At 71.6% G+C, this 20,260-nt stretch carries 15 protein-coding genes; 4 read left to right on the forward strand and 11 right to left on the reverse strand.

Annotated features, from left to right (window positions below; translation table 11 throughout):
- Positions 1–557 precede the first annotated feature (557 nt).
- Positions 558–1,097 (forward strand): Rv3235 family protein, encoded by a 540-nt coding sequence (locus tag LCD35_RS23015; protein ID WP_224959255.1) that lies wholly within the window; start codon positions 558–560, stop codon positions 1,095–1,097.
- A 77-nt stretch (positions 1,098–1,174) separates the two neighbouring features.
- On the opposite strand, the gene secA is transcribed toward LCD35_RS23015, so the two are convergent.
- The 7 genes from secA to LCD35_RS23050 form a co-directional block, all read right to left on the reverse strand.
- The gene (gene secA, locus LCD35_RS23020; protein ID WP_224967516.1) at positions 1,175–4,084 is read right to left on the reverse strand and encodes a preprotein translocase subunit SecA; all 2,910 of its coding nucleotides are present in this window, start codon (positions 4,082–4,084) and stop codon (positions 1,175–1,177) included.
- Positions 4,085–4,299: 215 nt separating this feature from the next.
- Positions 4,300–5,004 carry a ribosome hibernation-promoting factor, HPF/YfiA family gene (hpf, locus tag LCD35_RS23025; protein ID WP_224959257.1) on the reverse strand — a complete coding sequence of 235 codons (705 nt, stop codon included), beginning with the start codon at positions 5,002–5,004 and terminating at the stop codon, positions 4,300–4,302.
- A 456-nt stretch (positions 5,005–5,460) separates the two neighbouring features.
- A complete protein-coding gene (locus tag LCD35_RS23030; RefSeq protein ID WP_224977588.1) occupies positions 5,461–6,258 on the reverse strand; it encodes a ComF family protein in 798 nt (265 codons plus the stop codon).
- Positions 6,259–6,494: 236 nt separating this feature from the next.
- Entirely contained in the window at positions 6,495–8,210 is a 1,716-nt protein-coding gene (locus tag LCD35_RS23035) for an LpqB family beta-propeller domain-containing protein (protein WP_224977587.1), read from the reverse strand.
- On the reverse strand, positions 8,207–10,045 hold the full coding sequence (gene mtrB, locus LCD35_RS23040) for an MtrAB system histidine kinase MtrB (RefSeq protein WP_255615415.1): 1,839 nt from the start codon (positions 10,043–10,045) through the stop codon (positions 8,207–8,209). Before mtrB ends, LCD35_RS23035 begins: the two co-directional genes overlap by 4 nt.
- 16 nt (positions 10,046–10,061) lie before the next feature.
- On the reverse strand, positions 10,062–10,739 hold the full coding sequence (gene mtrA / locus LCD35_RS23045; protein WP_224959260.1) for an MtrAB system response regulator MtrA: 678 nt from the start codon (positions 10,737–10,739) through the stop codon (positions 10,062–10,064).
- Between the two features lie 152 nt (positions 10,740–10,891).
- A complete protein-coding gene (locus tag LCD35_RS23050) occupies positions 10,892–11,530 on the reverse strand; it encodes a dTMP kinase (RefSeq protein ID WP_224959261.1) in 639 nt (212 codons plus the stop codon).
- A 99-nt stretch (positions 11,531–11,629) separates the two neighbouring features.
- Between LCD35_RS23050 and LCD35_RS23055 the strand changes: the two genes are divergently transcribed.
- The 3 genes from LCD35_RS23055 (at position 11,630) to LCD35_RS23065 (ending at position 16,195) form a co-directional block, all read left to right on the forward strand.
- Positions 11,630–12,292, forward strand: a complete 663-nt coding sequence (locus LCD35_RS23055) for a Crp/Fnr family transcriptional regulator (protein ID WP_224959262.1) — start codon at positions 11,630–11,632, stop codon at positions 12,290–12,292.
- Between the two features lie 121 nt (positions 12,293–12,413).
- The gene (locus LCD35_RS23060; protein WP_224959263.1) at positions 12,414–13,226 is read left to right on the forward strand and encodes a hypothetical protein; all 813 of its coding nucleotides are present in this window, start codon (positions 12,414–12,416) and stop codon (positions 13,224–13,226) included.
- Positions 13,227–13,531: 305 nt separating this feature from the next.
- On the forward strand, positions 13,532–16,195 hold the full coding sequence (locus LCD35_RS23065; protein ID WP_224959265.1) for a hypothetical protein: 2,664 nt from the start codon (positions 13,532–13,534) through the stop codon (positions 16,193–16,195).
- Between the two features lie 272 nt (positions 16,196–16,467).
- Here the strand turns inward: LCD35_RS23065 and LCD35_RS23070 are convergent, their stop codons facing one another.
- The 4 genes from LCD35_RS23070 to LCD35_RS23085 form a co-directional block, all read right to left on the reverse strand.
- Entirely contained in the window at positions 16,468–16,785 is a 318-nt protein-coding gene (locus LCD35_RS23070; RefSeq protein WP_224959266.1) for a transcriptional regulator, read from the reverse strand.
- The gene (locus LCD35_RS23075; protein ID WP_224959267.1) at positions 16,782–17,276 is read right to left on the reverse strand and encodes a hypothetical protein; all 495 of its coding nucleotides are present in this window, start codon (positions 17,274–17,276) and stop codon (positions 16,782–16,784) included. Before LCD35_RS23075 ends, LCD35_RS23070 begins: the two co-directional genes overlap by 4 nt.
- 121 nt (positions 17,277–17,397) lie before the next feature.
- Complete coding sequence (locus LCD35_RS23080; protein WP_224959268.1) at positions 17,398–18,909, reverse strand: amino acid permease; 1,512 nt, start codon at positions 18,907–18,909, stop codon at positions 17,398–17,400.
- Between the two features lie 281 nt (positions 18,910–19,190).
- Positions 19,191–20,171, reverse strand: a complete 981-nt coding sequence (locus LCD35_RS23085) for a cation diffusion facilitator family transporter (protein WP_224959269.1) — start codon at positions 20,169–20,171, stop codon at positions 19,191–19,193.
- Between the last annotated feature and the right edge of the window lie 89 nt (positions 20,172–20,260).

A 20,260-nucleotide genomic window follows, 5' to 3' on the forward strand; every position in this document is an offset into this window, starting at 1 on the left:
ACCACTCACCATCATCGGCACGCTGTTGAGTTCTCAAAGAACACACCCACACCATCACCCACAACCCCTGCATTCAGGGCCGCGAACTCCGGGGAGTCAGTTCATTCCGTCTTTCGTTCTTGCGATGTTCCAAACTCTAGCAGGCCCGATTTCCGGCCGTTTCAGGGGGGTCAGTTCCGCGTTCCCGCATCCCGCCACACCCACAGGCGAAACATCCGCCACCGGCCTGCCGTTTAGAGTTGATCCATCAGGTCACTCACTCTACCAGTCACCTGGAAGCCCGTTTCGCGACCCCGCCGCACCCGGCCCGATTCGTTTTCGGCCCGTTCCGTGCTGGCAGAAAGAAATCTACAGGACGCCCACAGGGCCCTGAACACCACCCCCCTCTTAAGGGGAAATCGCAGGTCACGGCGGATGAACGCCGGGTTGCGCCGGCTCGGGCCTCGGCTCACACCTTCGGGGCGATCTCGCCGGGAGACGACCGCGATCCGGGGTCTCGGCCCTCTACCCCACGAGACCGGCCGACTCCGGTCGCCGCGAACCGCCCTGGAGGTGCCATGCCCGCCCCCGCCACACCGCTGCCGCCCACTGCTCGCTCCACCGGGAACCCGGTCCGCCGAGAACCGGTGCACGCGGTTCCCGGTCACCCGGTCCACGCTTCCGCGGTCATCCCGGCTCCGGTCCGCCCGGCCCGAGAACGCACGGTCCCGGAACGCACGGCCCCGGAACGAGCGCCGGCCGTTCCACGGCGCACCCTGTTCGCCAACCCGGCCGGTGCACCGGCCGACCGCAGCTCCGGCGCGCTCGCGGCCAGGCTCGGCGAACCGGTGGTGGACGTGCTGCTCGGTCGTCGGCCGCTCAGCCAGATCAAGTCCCGGATCTCCCCCGCCGTGCACGCCCTGCTCAAGTCGAACGCGCTGCGGCAGGTCCTGCACGAGCCGCGGGCCCGGCTGCACTCCCTGCACGCGCGTCCGGTGGGCGCGGACCTGGTCGAGGGCTGCGCGGTCATCTCCTCTCCGAAGCGGACCCGCGCGGTCGTGCTGCGCTGGGAGCGGGGTGAGGCGGGATGGCTGTGCACCTTCCTGGCCGCCGTCTGAAAGCCGGGCCCCGACACGACGGGGGCCCGCACTCGACGGGGAGTGCGCCCCCCCGCGGTGGTGCTTCGGGCGGAAGGTCAGTTCCGCTTGTTCTTCTTGGCCTCTTCCCGGGCCGCGGCACGGCGCTCGCGCCGGGTACCGCCGTTGGCGTCCTCACCGGTGCCGCGCTCGGTGTTGGTGCGCACCTCGCCCGACTCGCTGGGGCCGGAGTAGTTCAGCCGCGGACGCTGCGGCGGAGCGCCGAAGCCCTGCCCGCCGAACGCGTTCTGCGTGCCGTCGCCACCGACCGTGCCACCGCCGAGCTGGCTCATCGCCGGTCCGGCCGCCCTGGCGCGCTTGGACCGCGGCTGCGCGGCCTCGCCGGTCGGCTGCGCAGCGGCGGCGCCCCGCGGTTCGCGCGCGACGGCCGGCTGCACGTCGGTCGGGAAGTCGGACCCGTCGGAACGGCTCACCGACACCGGCACCGACGGCTGCTCCGGAGCGGGCTCCGGCTCGGCCGCCTCCACCTGCACGTTGAACAAGAAGCTGATCGACTCCTCCTTCAACGCCTCCAGCATCGCGTGGAACATGTCGAAGCCTTCCCGCCGGTACTCCACCAGCGGGTCGCGCTGCGCCATGGCACGCAGTCCGATGCCTTCCTTCAGGTAGTCCATCTCGTAGAGGTGCTCGCGCCACTTGCGGTCCAGCACGCTCAGCACCACCCGGCGCTCCAGCTCACGCATGGCGCCCGTGCCGACCTTGCCGTCGACCTCGGCCTCGCGGCGGTCGTAGGCGTCCCAGGCGTCGTTGAGGACGGCTTCCTGGAGCAGCTCCTTGCTGACGTCCTCCTCGGACTCGACCAGCTCTTCCCAGTCCAGCTGGACCGGGTACAGCGCCTTCAGCGCCGTCCAGAGCTTGTCGAAGTCCCAGTCCTCGGCGTAGCCCTCGGCGGTGGCGCCGCCGACGTAGGCCGCGGTCACGTCCTTGATCATGTGGCGGACCTGCTCGCGCAGGTCCTCGCCCTCCAGGACCCGGCGGCGCTCGGCGTAGATCACCGTGCGCTGCTGGTTCATGACCTCGTCGTACTTGAGGACGTTCTTGCGGATCTCCATGTTCTGCTGCTCGACCTGGGTCTGAGCGCTGCGGATGGCCTTGGTGACCATGCCGTTCTCGATCGGCACGTCGTCCGGCACCTTCAGCCGGGTCATCACCGTCTCGACCATGGCCGCGTTGAACCGGCGCATCAGCTCGTCACCGAGCGACAGGTAGAAGCGGGACTCACCGGGGTCGCCCTGGCGGCCGGAACGACCGCGCAGCTGGTTGTCGATGCGGCGCGACTCGTGCCGCTCGGTGCCCAGCACGTACAGGCCGCCCGCGGCGCGGACCTCTTCGGCCTCCGCCTTCACCTGGGCCTTGACCTTCTCGACGACGCCCGGCCACTCCGCCTCGTACTGCTCGCGGTGCTGCACCGGGTCGAGGCCGTGGCGCCGCAGCTCGGCGTCGGCGATGTGGTCGACGTTGCCGCCGAGCACGATGTCGGTACCGCGGCCAGCCATGTTGGTGGCGACCGTGACCGCGCCCTTGCGCCCCGCCTCGGCGACGATGCCCGCCTCCGACTCGTGGTGCTTGGCGTTGAGCACGCTGTGCGGCACGCCCTTCTTCGTCAGCAGCTTCGCCAGGTGCTCGGAGCGCTCGACGCTGGTGGTGCCGACCAGCACCGGCTGCCCGGTGCGGTGCTTCTCCTCGATGTCCTCGGCGACGGCCTCGAACTTGGCGGCCTCGCTCTTGTAGACCAGGTCGGGCTGGTCCTTGCGGGCCATCGGCTCGTTCGTCGGGATGCTGACGACGCCGAGCTTGTAGGTGCCCTGGAACTCCGCGGCCTCCGTCTGGGCCGTACCGGTCATGCCGGCCAGCTTCTCGTAGAGGCGGAAGTAGTTCTGCAGCGTGATCGTGGCCAGCGTCTGGTTCTCGGCCTTGATCTCGACGCCTTCCTTGGCCTCGATCGCCTGGTGCATGCCCTCGTTGTAGCGGCGACCGTGCAGGATTCGGCCGGTGAACTCGTCGACGATGGTGACTTCGCCGTCGCGGACGATGTAGTCCTTGTCGCGCTTGTAGAGCTCCTTGGCCTTGAGCGCGTTGTTCAGGTAGCCGACCAGCGGGGTGTTCGCGGCCTCGTAGAGGTTCTCGATCCCGAGCTGGTCCTCGATGATCGTGACGCCGTCCTCGGTGACGCCGACGGTGCGCTTGCGCTCGTCGACCTCGTAGTGGACGTCCTTGTGCAGCATCGGCGCGAGCCGCGCGAACTCCTGGTACCAGCGCGAGGACTGGTCGGCGGGGCCGGAGATGATCAGCGGCGTGCGGGCCTCGTCGATGAGGATCGAGTCGACCTCGTCGACGATGGAGAAGAAGTGCCCGCGCTGCACGCAGTCGGACAGGCTCCACGCCATGTTGTCGCGCAGGTAGTCGAAGCCGAACTCGTTGTTCGTGCCGTAGGTGATGTCCGCTTCGTAGGCGGCACGGCGCTGCTCCGGGGTCATGTCGGCGGTGATCGCACCGACGTCGAGCCCCAGGAAGCGGTGCACGCGGCCCATCCAGTCGGAGTCGCGCTTGGCCAGGTAGTCGTTGACCGTGACGACGTGGACGCCCTTGCCCGCGATGGCGTTCAGGTAGGCGGGCAGGACGCAGGTCAGGGTCTTGCCCTCACCGGTGCGCATCTCGGCGATCTGGCCGAGGTGCAGGGCCGCGCCACCCATGAGCTGGACGTCGTAGTGCCGCTGGCCGAGAGTGCGGTGCGCACCTTCGCGTGCCACCGTGAACGCCTCGGGAAGCAGTTCGTCCAGGGTCTCGCCGTCGTTGTAGCGGCGCTTGAACTCGTCGGTCTTGGCCCGCAGTTCTGCGTCGGAGAGCGCGAGCACTTCGTCTTCGAGCTCGTTGATGTGCTTCGCGATGGCGCGGAGGCGCTTGAGCGTCTTGCCCTCGCCGGCGCGGAGCAGTCGGGACAGGACCATCCGGTCGACCTCACTAGCTGATCGTGATGCGCCCGTCAAGGACGCCTTGTGGTCATCGTATTAGAGCCGGGTCACCCGGTGGGCGATTCCCGAGGAGCGATCGGTCGGTACCGGGCCCCGGACGGCGACCGTCCCCCGCGCACACGGTACGCGGGGGACGGTCGGCGGGGTCGGGCGCTGGCGCAGACTCGCCGGACGCCCGGTCGATCATCGGGTCAGCCTGCCAGCCGGATCACCCCGTAGTCGAATCCTCGGCGCCGGTACACCACGCTCGCGCAGCCGGTGTCGGCGTCGGAGAACAGGTAGAAGTCGTGGCCGACCAGTTCCATCTCGTAGAGGGCTTGGTCGACGGTCATGGGTGTGGCGGTGTGCTCCTTCTCCCGGACGATCCGGCCCGGTTCGTAGCCGTCGTCGGAGCTGCCGCGCGGCTGGGGGACACCGCGGCCGGTCCCGGTCGCGCCGGTTCCTGCGGGGAGGTCGATGTCGACGTCGGCTTCCACTGCTTCCTCCGCGGGGGCTTCGAGCAATCCGACGGCGCTGGAACCCGCCGCCGCGACGGTCTGGGAGGTGTTCGCCGAGGTGGCCTCGGCGACGGAGGTGGACTTGTGCCGGCCGTAGTGGACCTTTCTGCGGTCGTGCATGCGGCGGAGCCGGTTCTCCAGCTTGCTCGTCGCCGAGTCGAGCGCGGCGTAGAAGTCACCTGCGCACGCTTCGGCCCGCACTGCGGGACCGCGGCTCTTCAGGGTGATCTCGACGCGCTGGCAGCTCTTCGCCTGTCGCGGGTTGCGTTCGTGGAACAGCTCCACGTCCGCCCGAATGGTCTTCCTGTCGTAGCGCTCCAGCCGGGTCAGCTTCTCAGCGATGTGCTCCCGGTAGTGCTCGGGAACCTCAACGTTGCGACCCTTGACGACGATGTCCATTCACGACCTCCGTTCCTCGCGTACATCCCGTGGACGTGTCCGCACGGAGGCGCCGGTGCAGCGGTGTTCTCAGCTCGCTTCCGGCGCCAGGGACATGGGGTTCTCACTCCTTCCCGAAAGCCCGGGTACGACTGAATGCAGGCACGTTAGCTAACTTCGCCAACGGGAAACAGCCCCCGAGACGGGCGACGTCAAGCCGCCACCGAGCGTGATGTGCGGGGCTGAGCGGGCGACGCGCGAGGCTTGCCCAACGCGTTTCGTCGGCGTGTCCCATCCCACTCGTCTCACTCGTTCGGGGGAAGCTAGATCGACTTGCGGCTACGTGCCGCAACGGGCGCGATGCCCGGTCCCCGCCGGGCGCGGCGCCCGGCGCCGGATCCTGTCGACTGCTCATACCCACTGAACGAACGAAGGGCCGGGCGGAGTTCCACCCGGATGCCGGTCCGCACGAACGGGTCAACCGCCGGTCGCGGTCAGCACCAGGACGGCGGTGACCGGCACGCCGTGGACCGCCAGCGCACCCACCGAGCTCGCGACCGTGGCGCCGGTGGTGAGCACGTCGTCGACCAGCAGCACCGGTTCTCCCGGCGGGGGCGCGCGGTCCGGCAGCACCGCCGAGCGGCCCGCCAGATCGTGCAGCCGCTGCTGCGCGGTGCGGCCCGCCGAGTCACGGGCGCCCGGTCCGGTGGTCAGGCAGTCGGCGACGGTCGCGTCCGTGCCGCGGTCGGCGAGCGCGGCGGCGGCCCGGCGCGCCACCCGGCTCATGTGCGCGCCGCCCCGGCGGCGCGAGGTGATCGGGCGCGACGGGGCGGGCACCAGGTTCCAGCGCGGGGCCTCGACCGCTCGGTCCGGACCGGACGGCCCGGCGGACGCATGCGCCGCCCGGGCGGCGGGCACGAGCTCCGGTGCCCACCCGGTGATTCCGCCGAGCCCGTCGGCGAGCGCGCGACCGAAGGGTTCGGCCAGGTCGCGGCGGCCGGCGACCTTGTAGGCGATGATGGCGCGCCGCGCCGCGCCGCGGTACCGGCCGAGCGCGAACACCGGCGGCATCGGGGCACGAGCGCCGGGCGGCGCGGGCAGCTCGCGGACCACCTTGCGCAGCCCGCCGAGTTCCCGCCCGCAGCCGGTGCACCACCCGGTGCCGGGCCGCGCGCACCCCGCGCACCGCAGCGGCAGCACCCGGTCCACCAGTCCGCCGATCGCGACCGCGACGGCCCCGCCCGCTCTCCCCCACTGCTCACCCGATCCACGCACGCCCCGATCCTGCGCGATCTCCCCATCCGACACACCGGAGCGAGTCGGCGGCACCGCCGAACCGGGGCGGTCGATCCCACAGCCGACCACCGGATCAGCAGGACCCCCGCGGGTCCAGCGGTGTCCTCGCGGGGACGGCGTCGCCTCCTGCGGCGCAGCCACCGGTGACGACCGTTCCCGCGGCGGGGAACCCGCCGAGGCTCCGCCACCCGCCCGTCGACGCGGCAGGGCCAGGATCAGCCGGGGAAGAACGGGATCGAGTTCCCGCCGATCTGGCCGGGCAGCACGCTCCACACCGCCTTCGGCTCCCCCGCCTCCCACAGCCAGCTCTGGTCGGCGACGACGACCCGCTTGCCGGGACCGACGGTGACGGCGTTGATCGGCTGGGTGAGGTTCGCGGAGGCGTACCCGGTCCACTTGAACCCGTCGACGGACACCTCCATGACCGGGGAGGACCCGTCGGTGGTGGCGACGAGCGACCGGTCGGTGAGCCAGTCGACGTGGGTGACGTCGAAGCCGCGGTCGGCGCCGAGCACCACGGGGTGCCGCAGCGCGACGCGGCCGTCCTCGTCGACGACCCCGGCGACGACGATGGTCCCGTCGACGACGCCGACGGCCCGGGTCCCGTCGTGCGAGAGCCGCAGCTCCTTGATCTCCCGTCCGCCTGCGAACTCGGCGACGTCGACCGGCCGGACGGTCCAGCTGCCGTTCTCCTCGATCGCGCGGAACACCCCGCGCCCGTTGACCACGGTCCACACCTCGTTGTCGTCGCGCCAGGTGGGGCGGGACATGAAGCTGCCGGTGAGCGGGACCGCGGGCAGGTCGGCGGAGCCGTACGCGCCGATCCGCAGGTCGACCTGGCCGGACGGGTTGCGGGTGGCCGCCGCGAGCCGGGTGCCGTCGATGGATTGCGCGCCTTGCAGGACTTCCAGCGCGCCGGACCCCGCGGGGCCGGGCACGGGCCGGGTGTCCTCGTCGAGCGCGTGCAACCGTTCACCGATCACGACGAGGCCGGGCGTGCCGGGGCGCAACGCGTTGTCGCTCTCGTAGGAGGCGACGTCGGCGGGTTGCAGGTCCCGCTCGCCGGGCAGCAGCTCGACCCCGTCCTCCTGGAGCCGGACGCGCGCCTTGCTGACGCTCTGCAGCGACAGCACCACCTGGGCGGCGATCATCCGGCGGGCTTCGAGGTCGGGTTCGCCGAGTTCGCCGAGGTTGACCACGAGCGCACCGTCGTCGGCTTCGGTGGCGTTGGTCTTGAGGCTCGCGTTCGGCGGCAGCTTGCTGCCCATCGCCTTCTCGAAGCCCTCGGACGGGCCGCCGATGAGCAGCTCGACGACGCGCCGCGGCAGCGTGCTGTCGGGTTGCGATCCGATCCACCGCAGGTCGGGGACGACGCCGGCGCCGTCGTGGTCGGCGAAGTAGATCGGCACCGGCATGAAGTCGTTCTCGAACGAGGTGCGGCTGATGACCATGTCGGACGGCGGCACGGCGATCAGCCACCGGCCGTCCCGGCCCCGCTGCACGGGGACGCGCACTTCGTACGGCCCGGTCTCGGGCACGAAGGAGGAATCGGCGCGCAGCCGCCCGACCCGGTCCGCTTGCAGGCTGACGAGGCGTTCCCCGTCGGGCTGGCCCGGGGCGGGGGGCACCGGAATGGTGTCGATGTTGTCGACGATGAGCACCGAGCTCGCCGGTTCCCAGCGCCGCTCGGCTTCGGGGATGAGGTGGGTGCGGGCGAACGCGTAGCCGGTCTCCCGGGTGGAGCCGGAGTCGACGAAGCTGCGCACGATGTCGACGGGATCGGTGGCGCGCGGCGGTTCCGGCGTGGTGGTGCGGGAGACGCCGTGGTCGGTCAGCGGCACGGCCATCGGGTCGGAGCGTTCCGGGATGGAGGCGCAGGCGGCGAGCGGGAGCACCGCCACGGCGAGCGCGACGAGCCGGCGGCTGATCATCTCGGGTCCTCCCCACCTCGTTCGGCGACCTGTTCCCCGGCCCGGTCGGAACGTCCCGGTTCGAGCCGTGCCCGGGCCGGCCGGGCGTGCGGCGGGGGCTCGGCCGGGGCCGGTTCGGACAACCGTGCCGGGCCGGTGTCGCGGACGGCAGGTTCGCCGTCGGGTTCGCCGTCGGCGTGCGCGTCGACGGTGCGGGCGAGCAGCGCGCCGGGTGCGGCGATGCGTCGTCCCGACGGCAGGGCCAGCGGGCTTTCGCCGAACTCGCGGCCGGGTTCGCGCGGCAGGGTGAGCCGGAAGCAGGATCCGGAGCCCGGCTCGCCCCACGCGTCGAGCACGCCGCCGTGCAGCCGGGCGTCCTCGGAGCTGATGGACAGGCCGAGCCCGGTGCCGCCGGTGCGCCGGTTGCGGGACGGGTCGGCGCGCCAGAACCGGGTGAACACGAGTTCCGCTTCGCCGGGCCGCAGGCCGACGCCGTAGTCGCGGATGCTGACGGCGACGGCGTCCTGGCCGGCGCCGAAGCGCACTTCGACGGGTCCGCCTTCGGCGTGGTCGATGGCGTTGGCGATGAGGTTGCGCACGATCCGCTCGACGCGGCGCGCGTCCGCGACGAGGTCGAGGTCGACGGCGGGCACTTCGACGCGCAGCGGGACGCCGCTGGTCTCGGCGATGCCGCGCACCGAGTCGACGGCGCGCTGCACGATGGCGGGCAGGTCGAGCGGTTCCGCGGAGAGTTCGGCGACGCCCGCGTCGAGCCGGGAGATCTCCAGCAGGTCGGCGAGCAGCGATTCGAACCGGTCGAGCTCGTCGACGAGGAGTTCGGTGGAGCGGGCCAGCCCGGGCGGGAACTGCTCGCGGGAGGCGTGCAGCACGTCGGCGGCCATCCGGACGGTGGTCAGCGGGGTGCGCAGTTCGTGCGAGACGTCGGAGGTGAAGCGGCGCTGCAGCTGGCCGAACTCCTCCAGCTGCTTGATCTGCTGCTTGAGGCTGTCGGCCATCTCGTTGAAGGATTCGGCCAGCCGGGCCACGTCGTCCTCGCCGATCACCCGCATCCGCTGGTCGAGGTCGCCGTCGGCGAGCCGCGCGGCGTTCTCCGCGGCCTGCCGCACGGGGCGCACCACTTGGCGGGTGACGAGGTTGGTGATGGCGCCGAGCAGCACCACGAGCACGAGACCGCCGACGAGCAGCGTGCTCTGCACGACGTTGAGGGTGTCCTTCTCGGACGTCAGCGGGAACAACAGGTAGGCCTGCAAGGACCGGGTCGAGCTGTCCACGGGGGTGCCGACGACGAGCATCGTGACCGGCTCGGGTCCGCGCTGCACGGTGGTGATCTGCTTGGCGAGCTCGCCCTGCTCGACGAACCGGCGCAGTTCCTCGGGCACGTCGTCGATGGGACCGGCGGAGGGCTGCGCCTCGGATTCGGCGTCGGAGCCGTCGACGAGCACCGGGTCGAAGGCGCCCGCGGAGGCTTCGGTGCTGGGACGTCCCGAGTTGGGCGTGGTGAGCCGGTTGAGCGCTTGTTCGAGCTGCTGGGAGACGTCGTCGGAGTTCGGGTCGACCGCGGTCAGCTCGCGTTCCAGCACGGGCAGGCTGTAGCGGACCTGCGAGATCGCGGCGTCTTCCTTCGCGGTCATCAGCTGGTAGGTGATCTGCGTCTGCAGCACCATCCCGAGCACGCAGATGACCACGGACGACAGCGCGAGCGTGCTGACGACGACGCGCAGCTGCATGGACCGCCGCCACACGCGTTCGAAGCGCTGCCAGCGCTCGCGGACCTCGACGCGGGCGCGCGCCCCCCACCGGTGCAGCACGCCGCCCCGGCTCGCCCATCCGCTCAACGCGCCGGTCTCCGGATCACGGGGGGCCGGCCTTGTACCCGACGCCGCGGACCGTCAGCACCACCTCGGGCCGTTCCGGGTCGCGCTCGACCTTGGACCGCAGCCGTTGCACGTGGACGTTGACCAGGCGGGTGTCGGCGGCGTGCCGGTAGCCCCAGACCTGTTCGAGCAGCACTTCGCGGGTGAACACCTGGCGCGGTTTGCGGGCCAGCGCCACGAGCAGGTCGAACTCCAGGGGCGTGAGCGCGATGGGCACGCCGTCGCGGGTGACCTCGTGGCCGGGGACGTCGATGCTGAGGTCGCCGATGGCGAGGACCTCGGCGGGTTCGGCGTCGGTGCGGCGCAGCCGGGCGCGCAGCCGCGCGACGAGCTCCTTCGGCTTGAAGGGCTTGACGACGTAGTCGTCGGCGCCGGATTCGAGCCCGAGCACCACGTCCACGGTGTCGCTCTTCGCGGTGAGCATGACGATGGGCACCACGGATTCGGTGCGGATCGCCTTGCACACGTCGATGCCGTTCATGCCGGGCAGCATGAGGTCGAGCAGCACCAGGTCGGGTTTCAGTTCGCGCAGCGCGGGCATCGCCTTGGTGCCGTCGCTGACCACGGCTGTCTCGAACCCCTCGCCCCGCAGGACGATGGTCAGCATTTCGGCCAGGGCCGGATCGTCGTCCACCACGAGCACGCGCGCCTTCATGCCCCACATGGTTGCACTTCTCACTCCCGGGGCGTGCAGCACCCGCCGATCGTCACCGCAGGTCGTCGCGCCTGCACCGAACGCGGAGCGCGGTGTACCGCCGAACGGGGGAGTCGGCCGCGGGCGACGGCACCGCGGAGCTCGGTGGCCGGTCAGCCGAGGACGCGAGCGGCCAGCGCCTCGTGGTCGGGCCGCGCGGAGCCGTCGACGACCAGCCACGGCGACCACCAGCCGGTCTCGGCGAGCCGCGCGTAGAGCTCGGCGCAGCGCCGCTGCAGCGAGGAGTCGGACTCGAACCGGTCGCGGCGGCGGGTCTCGGTGCGTTCGCGGTGCTCGGCGCGCCCGGCGGCGACGTCGGCGGGCACCTGCAGCAGCAGTTGCAGGTCGGGGCGCGGCAACCCGAAGCGCTCCACCTCCAGCTCCCGCACCCAGCGCACGAAGTCGCCGTCCACGTCCTGGCCCAGCCGGGCGGCGCCGTAGGCGGCGTTGGAGGCGACGTAGCGGTCCAGCAGCACCACGTCGTGCGCGGCGAGGTCGGCGCGCAGGTCGTCGGCGGCGCCGCGCCGGTCCAGCGCGTACAGCACGGCCATCCCGTGCACGGAGGCGCCGAGGTCGCCGTGCTCGCCGTGCAGCGCTTCGGCGACGAGTTCGGCGTGCACGTCGGCGGTGTAGCGGGGGAAGGCGGCGTGCGCGACGCTGCGGCCGCGTTCCCGCAGCCGGGCGGTGAGCCCGTCGACGAGCGTGCGCTTGCCCGCCCCGTCCAGTCCTTCGATCACGATCAGCCGCCCCACGGCGGGGACGATACGCAGCCGAGGGCCGCGGACCGCCATTAGGGTTGACCTGGCGCGAAAATCGTCCACCTCGGATCCGGTGCTCCAGAATCGATCACCGTGGCGCTCGACGAGGACTACCGCAGCTTCCGCGACCACCTGTCCGCCGCGGACTGGGCCGAGCTGCTGCGCATCGGCGGGCCGTTCCGCTGCGCGCCGGGTGCGGCGCTGCTCAACGAGGGCGAGGGCGGCGATCACGTGTTCGTGCTGACCTCGGGGCTGTGCAAGGTGGTCGGCGCGCGGGCGGACCACGGCCGGTCGCTGCTGGCGCTGCGCGCCGCGGGCGACACCATCGGAGAGCAGGCCGCCATCGACGAGCGACCGCGGTCGGCGAGCGCGTTCGCGGTGGTGGAGTGCCGCGGGCAGCGGCTGCGCGGTCCCGAGTTCACCGCGTTCGTCCGCCGCCGCGGGCTGGGCACCCAGCTGACCGGCTACTTGAGCATGAAGCTGCGGTCGAACGGCAGCATGATCTCGGAGCTGTCCCGCTCGTCGGCCCGGTCGAAGGTGGCGTGGCTGCTGTGCCGGTTGACGGCCAGCGCCGGGCAGGACGACTTCGTGCCGCTGCCGCAACGCGATCTGGCGGACCTGCTGGGACTGGCGCGGAGTTCGGTGGCGGCGAGCCTCGCCGACTTCCGCGCGCTGGGCCTGCTGCGGACCGAGCAGGGCGGGGTGCACGTGCTCGATCCGGCGGCGTTGCTGGACGAGATCCACCGATCCCGATAGATGTGATCGCGACCACTCACCGCGGTGTCCGAAATCGGACGCCGGTTCGCGCGCCCCCGCCCGATGCTGGTCCCAGGCGAGCACCGGCCCGCGGGTGCTCCCGCTCCAGGAAGGACGAGACATGCCACCCAGTCCGAACGCCCGGCGCAGCAGCCAGCTCCCGCCGTACCGCGCGGTGTTCGCCGTGGACACCAAGGACTTCAGCCTCAGCCCGAGCGCGCACCAGGAGCGGCTCAGCCGGGACGTCCCGCAGCTGCTGGAGCGGGCACTGGAGCAGTGCGGGCTCTCCCGGCTGTGGCAGACGAAGGTGTTCGCCAGTTCCACCGGCGACGGCTACTACTTCGGCGTCGACGCGATGGACACCCCGTTCCTGGTGGACCCGTTCCTGGACGAGCTGAACGAGGTGCTCGACGAGCACGACGAGGTCGTCCGCGCCCGGGACCGCGCGCTCAAGCTGCGGTTGCGCGCCAGCGTCCACCTCGGGCCGGTGCCGGAGAGCGGGCTGTCCACCTCGATGAACGAGACCCACCGGCTGCTCGACGCGGAACCGGTGCGCCGCATCCTCACCGCCTCCGACGCGGACGTCACCTACGTGGCCGCGATCCTGTCCCAGCGGGTGTTCACCGACGTCGTCCGCGGCGGCTACGTCAAGAAGCGCGCCTCCCAGTTCGCCGCGAACGCGGTCAAGGTGAAGAACTTCGAGGACCACGCCTACCTCTACACCCCGAAGCACTCGGTGAACCCGGAACTGCTCGACGGCGTCGACGCCGCGCGGGTCGACCGGGAACGGCTGGAGCAGGACCAGCGGCGCGCGGTGGAGCCGGAGCCGCAGCGCGGGGTGGTCGTGCACAACAACTTCTCGGGCACCACCAACGGCTCGGTGCTGCAGATCGGGCAGGCCAGGGACATCAACGGCCTGAGCGGCGGGGCCTGATCGCGGCTGGAGGAATCGCGGAGGGGTCGGTTCCGCCATCCGGCGGCCGCCGTGCACCCGCTGGGGGTGGGTGCACCGCGGCCGCTGCCCCGCGACACGCCTGCACCTCACCCGGACGTGCCCGGTTGCGTGCGCGCGCAAGCCCTTCTCGATCCGCTGACCTGGCATTTCGATCGAGCAACGGCGAACCCGGGACAGGCGCGGGCGAAGGCCGTCACAATCGAGTGGCCGAGGGCTCGCCACGAGTCGATCTGCGGTGGACAATCACGGGCAAGTGATCAACACCCGATGGCCAGGAGGCACAAGTGCAGATACCGGGGCCCGACACCCGCGTGGTCGAGCTGCGGGTGCACGGCATCCTCGGGACCACCGGGGACGCGCTCACCGACTCCGTGGCCTCGGTCGACGTGGCGGGCGACGGGGTGGGGCGCATCGTGCGCCCCGCCGACCGGCTGCGCCGTCCCGTGCCCGGCCCGATGCTCACCGCGGGCGATCGCACCGTGCCCCGGATCGTCGAGGGCTACGTGTGGGGCGGCATGACCTCCGGCGGCTGGGCGAAGGCCAGCTGGGCGCTGATGTTCCCGTTCGCGCTGAGCAACGTGGCGCACTGGATGCTGCCGCCGCCCCGGTCCGGCGACCGCGTCGGTGCCCTGCTGTCCCGCCTGCTGCGGGCGCTGCTGCGGGTGGGCGCGCTGCTGCTGACGATGCTGTTCGTCGCGCAGCTGGCCGTGGTGCTGCTGGACCTGCTCGCCGCGCAGTGCCTGCGCCCCGGTTCGCCGTGCCTGGACGAGGTGCCGGAGTCGTTGCGCCTCGTGCCGGCGGTACGTGCGGTACCGGCGATGCTGCTGCTCGGCCTGGTCGTGCTGCTGATGCACCGGCTCTCCAGCGTGTCGTGGCAGGTCTCCGGTTCGTGGCGGACGTTCGGCGGGCGCACCGAGTCCGCCAAGCACTCGGCGCGGGCCCCGCTGCTGCCGGGCGCGAACGTCGTCGCCGACCCGGACACGCCTGCGCTGCGGGCGCTGCACGTGGTGGGGGCGCTGGCCGTGATCTCGGTGCTCGCGCTGGGCGGGCCGCTGACGCCGAACCCCGATCCGCGCTGGATCCTCGCCGAACTGCTGCTGGTGCTGTCGGTGGGCGGCACGCTGCTGCTGGACGATCCGAGCGGGATGGGTTCCGGCCCGGTGGCCGCGGTGGTGCGCGGGCTGCTCAGCCGCACCGCGCGCCGCGTCGTGGTCGCGACCGCCGCGGTGCTGCTGTTCGCGGTGGCGGTGCTGCCGGGGCCGTTGAACGCGCCGCTGCCGGGTTCCGGGGCGACCGTGGACGCGATCACGGTGGGACTGCTGCTGACCTGCTCGGCGGTGGCGGCGCTGCTGGTTCCGGCGGCGCTGCTGGCCCGGCCCGGCTGGGCTTCGGTGCCGCGGGAGCTGCGCCCGTGGGCGGGCGGCTGGATGGCGGCGCCGGTGCTGATGCTGGCGTGCATGCTGGGCGCCGGTTTCGGCGCGGGTCTCGCGCTGAGCCTCCGGCAGGCGCTGGGCGGTCCGGAGCGGCTGCGGTTGCCGGACGCCTACGACGACGTGGCGCTGTTCTGGGGCAGCGCGGCGGTGCTGCTGCTGGTCGGCGGCCTGGCGCTGGGGTGCTGGATGCTGGTCCGCCGCTGGTTGCCGAGCGGGGTCGAGGACGTGCCCGAGCAGGTGGCGCTGCTGCACGCGGGCAGGCAGCAGGACCAGCGCAACGCGGCGGGTTCGTGGCGGACCGCGGACGTGCAGCGCCGCTACTCGCACCACGTGCTGCTGCTGGTCGCCGCGGTGCTGACCGCGAGCACGCTGCTGGCGGTGGCCCTGCGGGCGTGGGGTTTCCCGCGCACCGAGTGGGCGGACTGGCTGCGGGCGCTGGGCGTGCTGGCGCTGGGTCTGCTCGCGGCGGGGCTGCTGCGGATGGTGCAGCTGGCGGCGAAGGAGCGGACCGCGGGGCGGTACCTGGGAATCCTGTGCGACCTCACCTTGTTCTGGCCGCGCGAGGCGCACCCGGTGGTGCCGCCGTGCTACGCGCTGAAGGTGGTGCCGGAGCTGGCGGCGCGCGCGGCCGAGCACCTCGCCGAGCCGGACACCCGGGTGGTGCTCGTCGGCCACAGCCAGGGCAGCCTGCTGGCGGCGGTGGCGACCGCGCGGCTGCTGGAGACGCTGCCGGAGGCCGACCGGGAACGGGTCGGGCTGGTCACCGCGGGTTCCCAGCTGCAGTGGGCCTATCCGCGGGCGTTCCCGGGGGTGGTGCCGCACGGGTCGCTGCGGGATCTGGCCGGATCGTTGAACGGGCGCTGGCGGTCGCTGTGCCGGGGCACCGATCCGCTGGGCGGCGCGGTGACCACCTGGAACCGGCAGGTCTTCGACGGGATGCTGATCGGCGTCGGGTTGCGGCCGGACGGGACGCAGGGTCCGCTGCCGCCTGCGACGCGGGGGCCGACGGGTGCGCTGGTGCTCGGCGGGGACCACTGGCTGCCGGATCCGCAGCGCGGGCCGTTCTCGTTCCGCCGCTGGGTGCCGGGCGTGCTGGGGCACACGGACTACAGCGGGGACCCGGAGTGGGACCGCGCGGTCGCGATGGCGGCCGGTTTGGAGATCCCGGTGCGGGGTGCCACGTTGCCGCTGCGCACGCCGACCGCGGTGGCGCAGCAGACCGCGGATCCGCTGGGCGCGCTCGCCGAGCCGCGGCGCCCCGAGCCAAAGCGCACCGGGCCGGAGCGCACCGCCGACGGCGCCGACGCCGAGCTCGGCGAGGACGAGTCGGCTTCCGTGTCGGACCTGCTGGGCTGGGAACCGGACGAGGTGGCAGGCACCGGCGAGACCGGGGCTGCCGAGACCTCCGCGGACGAGGAGAAGCCCTCCCGCTCCGCGCTCCCCGAACTCACCGACCCGCGCGGCCGAGCAGCTCCCTGGGAACGAGGCAACGCCCTCCGAGCCGCGGACCGCTGAGCTCTGTCGCTCTACTTCTGCTGCGTAGCACTGGGGTAGCGGAACCTCAGCGGTTCCCTCGCTGCGGGATCGATTTCTCATGTACGTCCATGCACAGCGAACTCGCCGTCCTCGCGGGGGAACCGCTGAGAACCCGCCGGTGGTCGGGCTGCTTCGGTGGTCGGCGGCCCAGCGGCTTCGCCGCTGACAGGACGCGGGACACGACCCGCGGGGCAGGGTTCGAAGGCAGGTGGTGACGTTCCGTCACCCGTCCCCCTCGCAGCAGGACCACCTCACCACTCCCCGTCCAAAGCCGCCCGGAGGCCGGAGAGCCAGTTCAGGTGGTTGCTGATCGCGGTCCTGCCTTCCGGGGTGAGCCGGAACCAGGTCCGCGGCCTGCGCCCGACCGAGCCCTTGCGCACTTCGAGGTGGCCGGCTTCTTCGAGCGCCCGGCTGTGCTTGGACAGGACGGAGTCGCTGACGCCCAGCATGTCCCGGGCGGTCGCGAAGTCGACCCACTCGGCGCCTTGCAGCAGAGCGCACAGCGCCAGCCTGGGCCCGGTCTCGAAGAGGGGTTGGCGCCCGTCGCCTTCGTGGTGCGCACCCGTCACGGCCGGACCCGGCCTTCTTCGAGGTCGCGCCGCATCGCCGCCCGGGTCTTCACCTGCGCCGCAAACACCGCGACGGCCACGACGGGCAGCACCAGCAGCGCGATCCCCTGCTGCTGGTACCTGACCAGCACTGCGATGGCGCCGAAGCCGACCGCGGTGATGCCGAGCGCGGCCAGCCAGAACGGCCGGGCGCCGGGGTAGGAGCCGATGCGCTTGGGCAGGTAGACGCCGGAGCGGCGGCGCCGGGCGGCGGTGAAGAAGGCCGAGCCGATGGCGATCACCGCGAATCCCCACGACAGGTAGGCGCTGTAGTCCGCGCCCAGCAGGTCCATCCAGATCGGCAGTCCGGCCAGCACGACGAGCAGGACGCCGTAGACCACCCAGTAGGCGGTGGGGAACCCGACGTGGGTGGCGATGCGGCGGCGCGCGTCGGCGACCTGGTCGAGCTGGCCGAGCTGGTCGCGTCCGGAGGCGTTCGATTCATTTTCCATATGGAAAGTGTACGCACATCGGCAAGTAGATGCCAAGCGTGCACTCCGCGCGGCCGGGGTGCGCAACGAAGCGGGGCCCCTCCCCCGGAGGGGAACGGCCCCGCTGCGCGCGAACGGCGGATCAGACGGAGCCGCCCGCGGCGACCTCCCGCTGCTGCTGGCCGAGCCGCGAGTGCTTGCGGCTGTACAGGAAGTACACCACCACGCCCGCGATCATCCAGACGATGAACCGCACCCAGGTCAGCGCGGTCAGGTTCAGCATCAGCCACAGGCAGGCGATGATCGCCAGGATCGGGACCAGCGGCACCAGCGGCGCCCGGAAACCGCGCGGCAGGTCCGGCCGCGAGCGGCGCAGGATGATCACGCCGGCGGACACCAGGATGAACGCGAACAGCGTGCCGACGTTGACCATCTCCTCCAGCTTGTCCGCCGGGAAGAACGCCGCGGCCAGCGCCACGATGCCGCCGACGAGCAGCGTCGCCCGCACCGGGGTGCCGTGCTCCTCGTGGGTCTTGGCCAGCCCGCGCGGCAGCAGCCCGTCGCGGGACATGGCGAACAGGATCCGCACCTGGCCGAGGAACATGACCATGACGACGGTGGTGAGGCCGGCGAGCGCGCCGACCGTGATGACCCCGGCGGCCCAGGTGACGCCGTTGAGCTGGAAGGCGGTCGCCAGCGTGGCCTTCTCACCGTTCACGGTGGCCAGGTCCTTGAAGTTGACCATGCCGGTCACCACGACGGCGACGGCCACGTACAGCACGGTGACGATGGCCAGCGAGCCGAAGATGCCGCGCGGCGCGTCGCGCTGCGGGTTGCGGGTCTCCTCCGCGGTGGTGGCGACGACGTCGAAGCCGATGAACGCGAAGAACACCAGCGAGGCACCGGCGAGCAGGCCGAAGACGCCGAAGCTGCTCGTCTCACCGCCCAGCAGCAGCGACAGCAGCGACTGGTCCAGCTTGGAGGCGTCCTCCGCGCCGGACTCGGCCGGCGGGATGAACGGCGTGTAGTTGGACGGGTTGATGTAGGACAGCCCGACCACGACGACCAGCAGCACCACGAACACCTTGAGGGCGCTGATCACGAGGCTGACCCGCGCCGACAGCTTGGTGCCCAGCGCGAGCACCGCGGTGAGCCCGGCGATCAGCAGCAAAGCGCCCCAGTCGAACTGCAGCGGCCCGAGCTCGAACTTCGTCGGGACCCCGTTGATCCCGATGAGCTGCAGCACCTGCTGCAGGTAGCTGGACCAGCCCTTGCTGACGGCCGCGGCGGCGACCGCGAACTCCAGGATCAGGTCCCAGCCGATGATCCAGGCGATGAACTCGCCGAACGTCGCGTACGAATACGTGTACGCGCTGCCCGCGACCGGCACGGTCGAGGCGAACTCCGCGTAGCAGACCGCGGCGAGCCCGCAGGCGATCGCCGCGAAGACGAAGGACAGCGATACCGATGGGCCGGTCACGTCCCCCGCTGTGGAGGCGGCGAGCGTGAAGATCCCCGCACCGATGACGACCGAGACGCCGAAGACCATCAGGTCCCAGGCACCGAGGTTCTTTCGGAGCTTCGTGTCCGGCTCATCGGTGTCTTTGATCGATTGCTCGACCGTCTTCGTTCGCCACAGCCCGGTCCCTGGCACTGTCGCCCTCCTCTTCCAACCCGAATGGTGGAACGCACCCTAGCGGGGGAGTGTTGCACCGGATTAGCTAGGAAACAGTGTGGGGGTCGCGATTCGTTAATGCTCTGTGACCGCCCCGTCCACCCGGAGGACAAGTTGATCCGCCAAATGCCTCCAAGCGATCACAGTCCGCACACAGCAGCGGTGTCATTGCAGGTAGACCGGCGCCCGGTGGCACGATTTCCCGGTTATCCGCAGATCATCGGGAAAGCCCCCGCGAACGGAGAAAGATCTGCGGCGAATCAGTCCCGAGGCGGCTCGATCGACGGTTCCGAGTCCGTCGCGGAACCCGGATCCACCGCCGGTTCCGAGACCGCTCCGCGGTCCAGATCCGGTTCGAGGTAGATCAGCCGCACCGCGGGAACCTTCGCCCGCACCCGCGCCTCGGCGGCGTCGATCTCCGCTGCGACCTCCGCCACGTCCAGCGACGGCACCAGGGCGATCTTCGCGGCGACGAGCAGCTCGTCCGGGCCGAGGTACTGGGTGCGGATGTGGATGACGCGCCGCACCCGGCCACCGCGCAGCTCGCCGACGACCTCGTCCAGCACCGACCGGCTCGCGCCCTCCCCGATCAGCAGGCTCTTCGTCTCGACGATCAGGATCACCGCGATCACGCCGAGCAGCAGGCCGATGCAGACCGTGCCGACGCCGTCGAACACCGGGTTCCCGGTCAGCACCGCCAGCCCCACGCCGCCGAGCGCGAACGCCAGGCCGAGCAGCGCGCCCGCGTCCTCCAGCAGCACCACCGGCAGCTCCGGGGTCTTGGCCTGCCGGATGAACTGCCACCAGCTCAGCTCGCCCTTGATGGCGCGGGACTCCTTGATCGCGGTGGTGAAGCTGTAGGACTCCAGCGCGATCGCCACCAGCAGGATCACCACCGCCACGAGCGGCGAGGTCAACGGCTCCGGGTGCTGGATCTTGTGCACGCCCTCGTACAGCGCGAACACCGAACCGAGGCTGAACAGCAGCAGCGCCACGACGAACGAGTAGAAGTAGCGGTCCCGCCCGTAGCCGAACGGGTGCTCCGCGGTGGGCCTGCGCACCGAGGTCTTCTGCCCGAGCAGCAGCAGGCCCTGGTTCGAGGTGTCGGCCACCGAGTGCACCGACTCCGCCAGCATCGAGGAGGACCCGGTGAACAGGAATCCGCCGAACTTGGCCACGGCGATGCCCGCGTTCGCGGCCAGCGCCGCCAGGATCGCTTTGGTTCCGCCACCTGCTGACACGTATCGCTCCCGAGTTCGGTTCCTTGCGTTCCGCGGGGAATCTACCGCCACGATCACCCGGACAGAGCAGGTATGAGCGGATTCGCGCC

Source organism: Saccharopolyspora sp. 6V (assembly GCF_020176785.1).
Taxonomy (GTDB): Bacteria; Actinomycetota; Actinomycetes; order Mycobacteriales; family Pseudonocardiaceae; genus Saccharopolyspora_C; species Saccharopolyspora_C gregorii.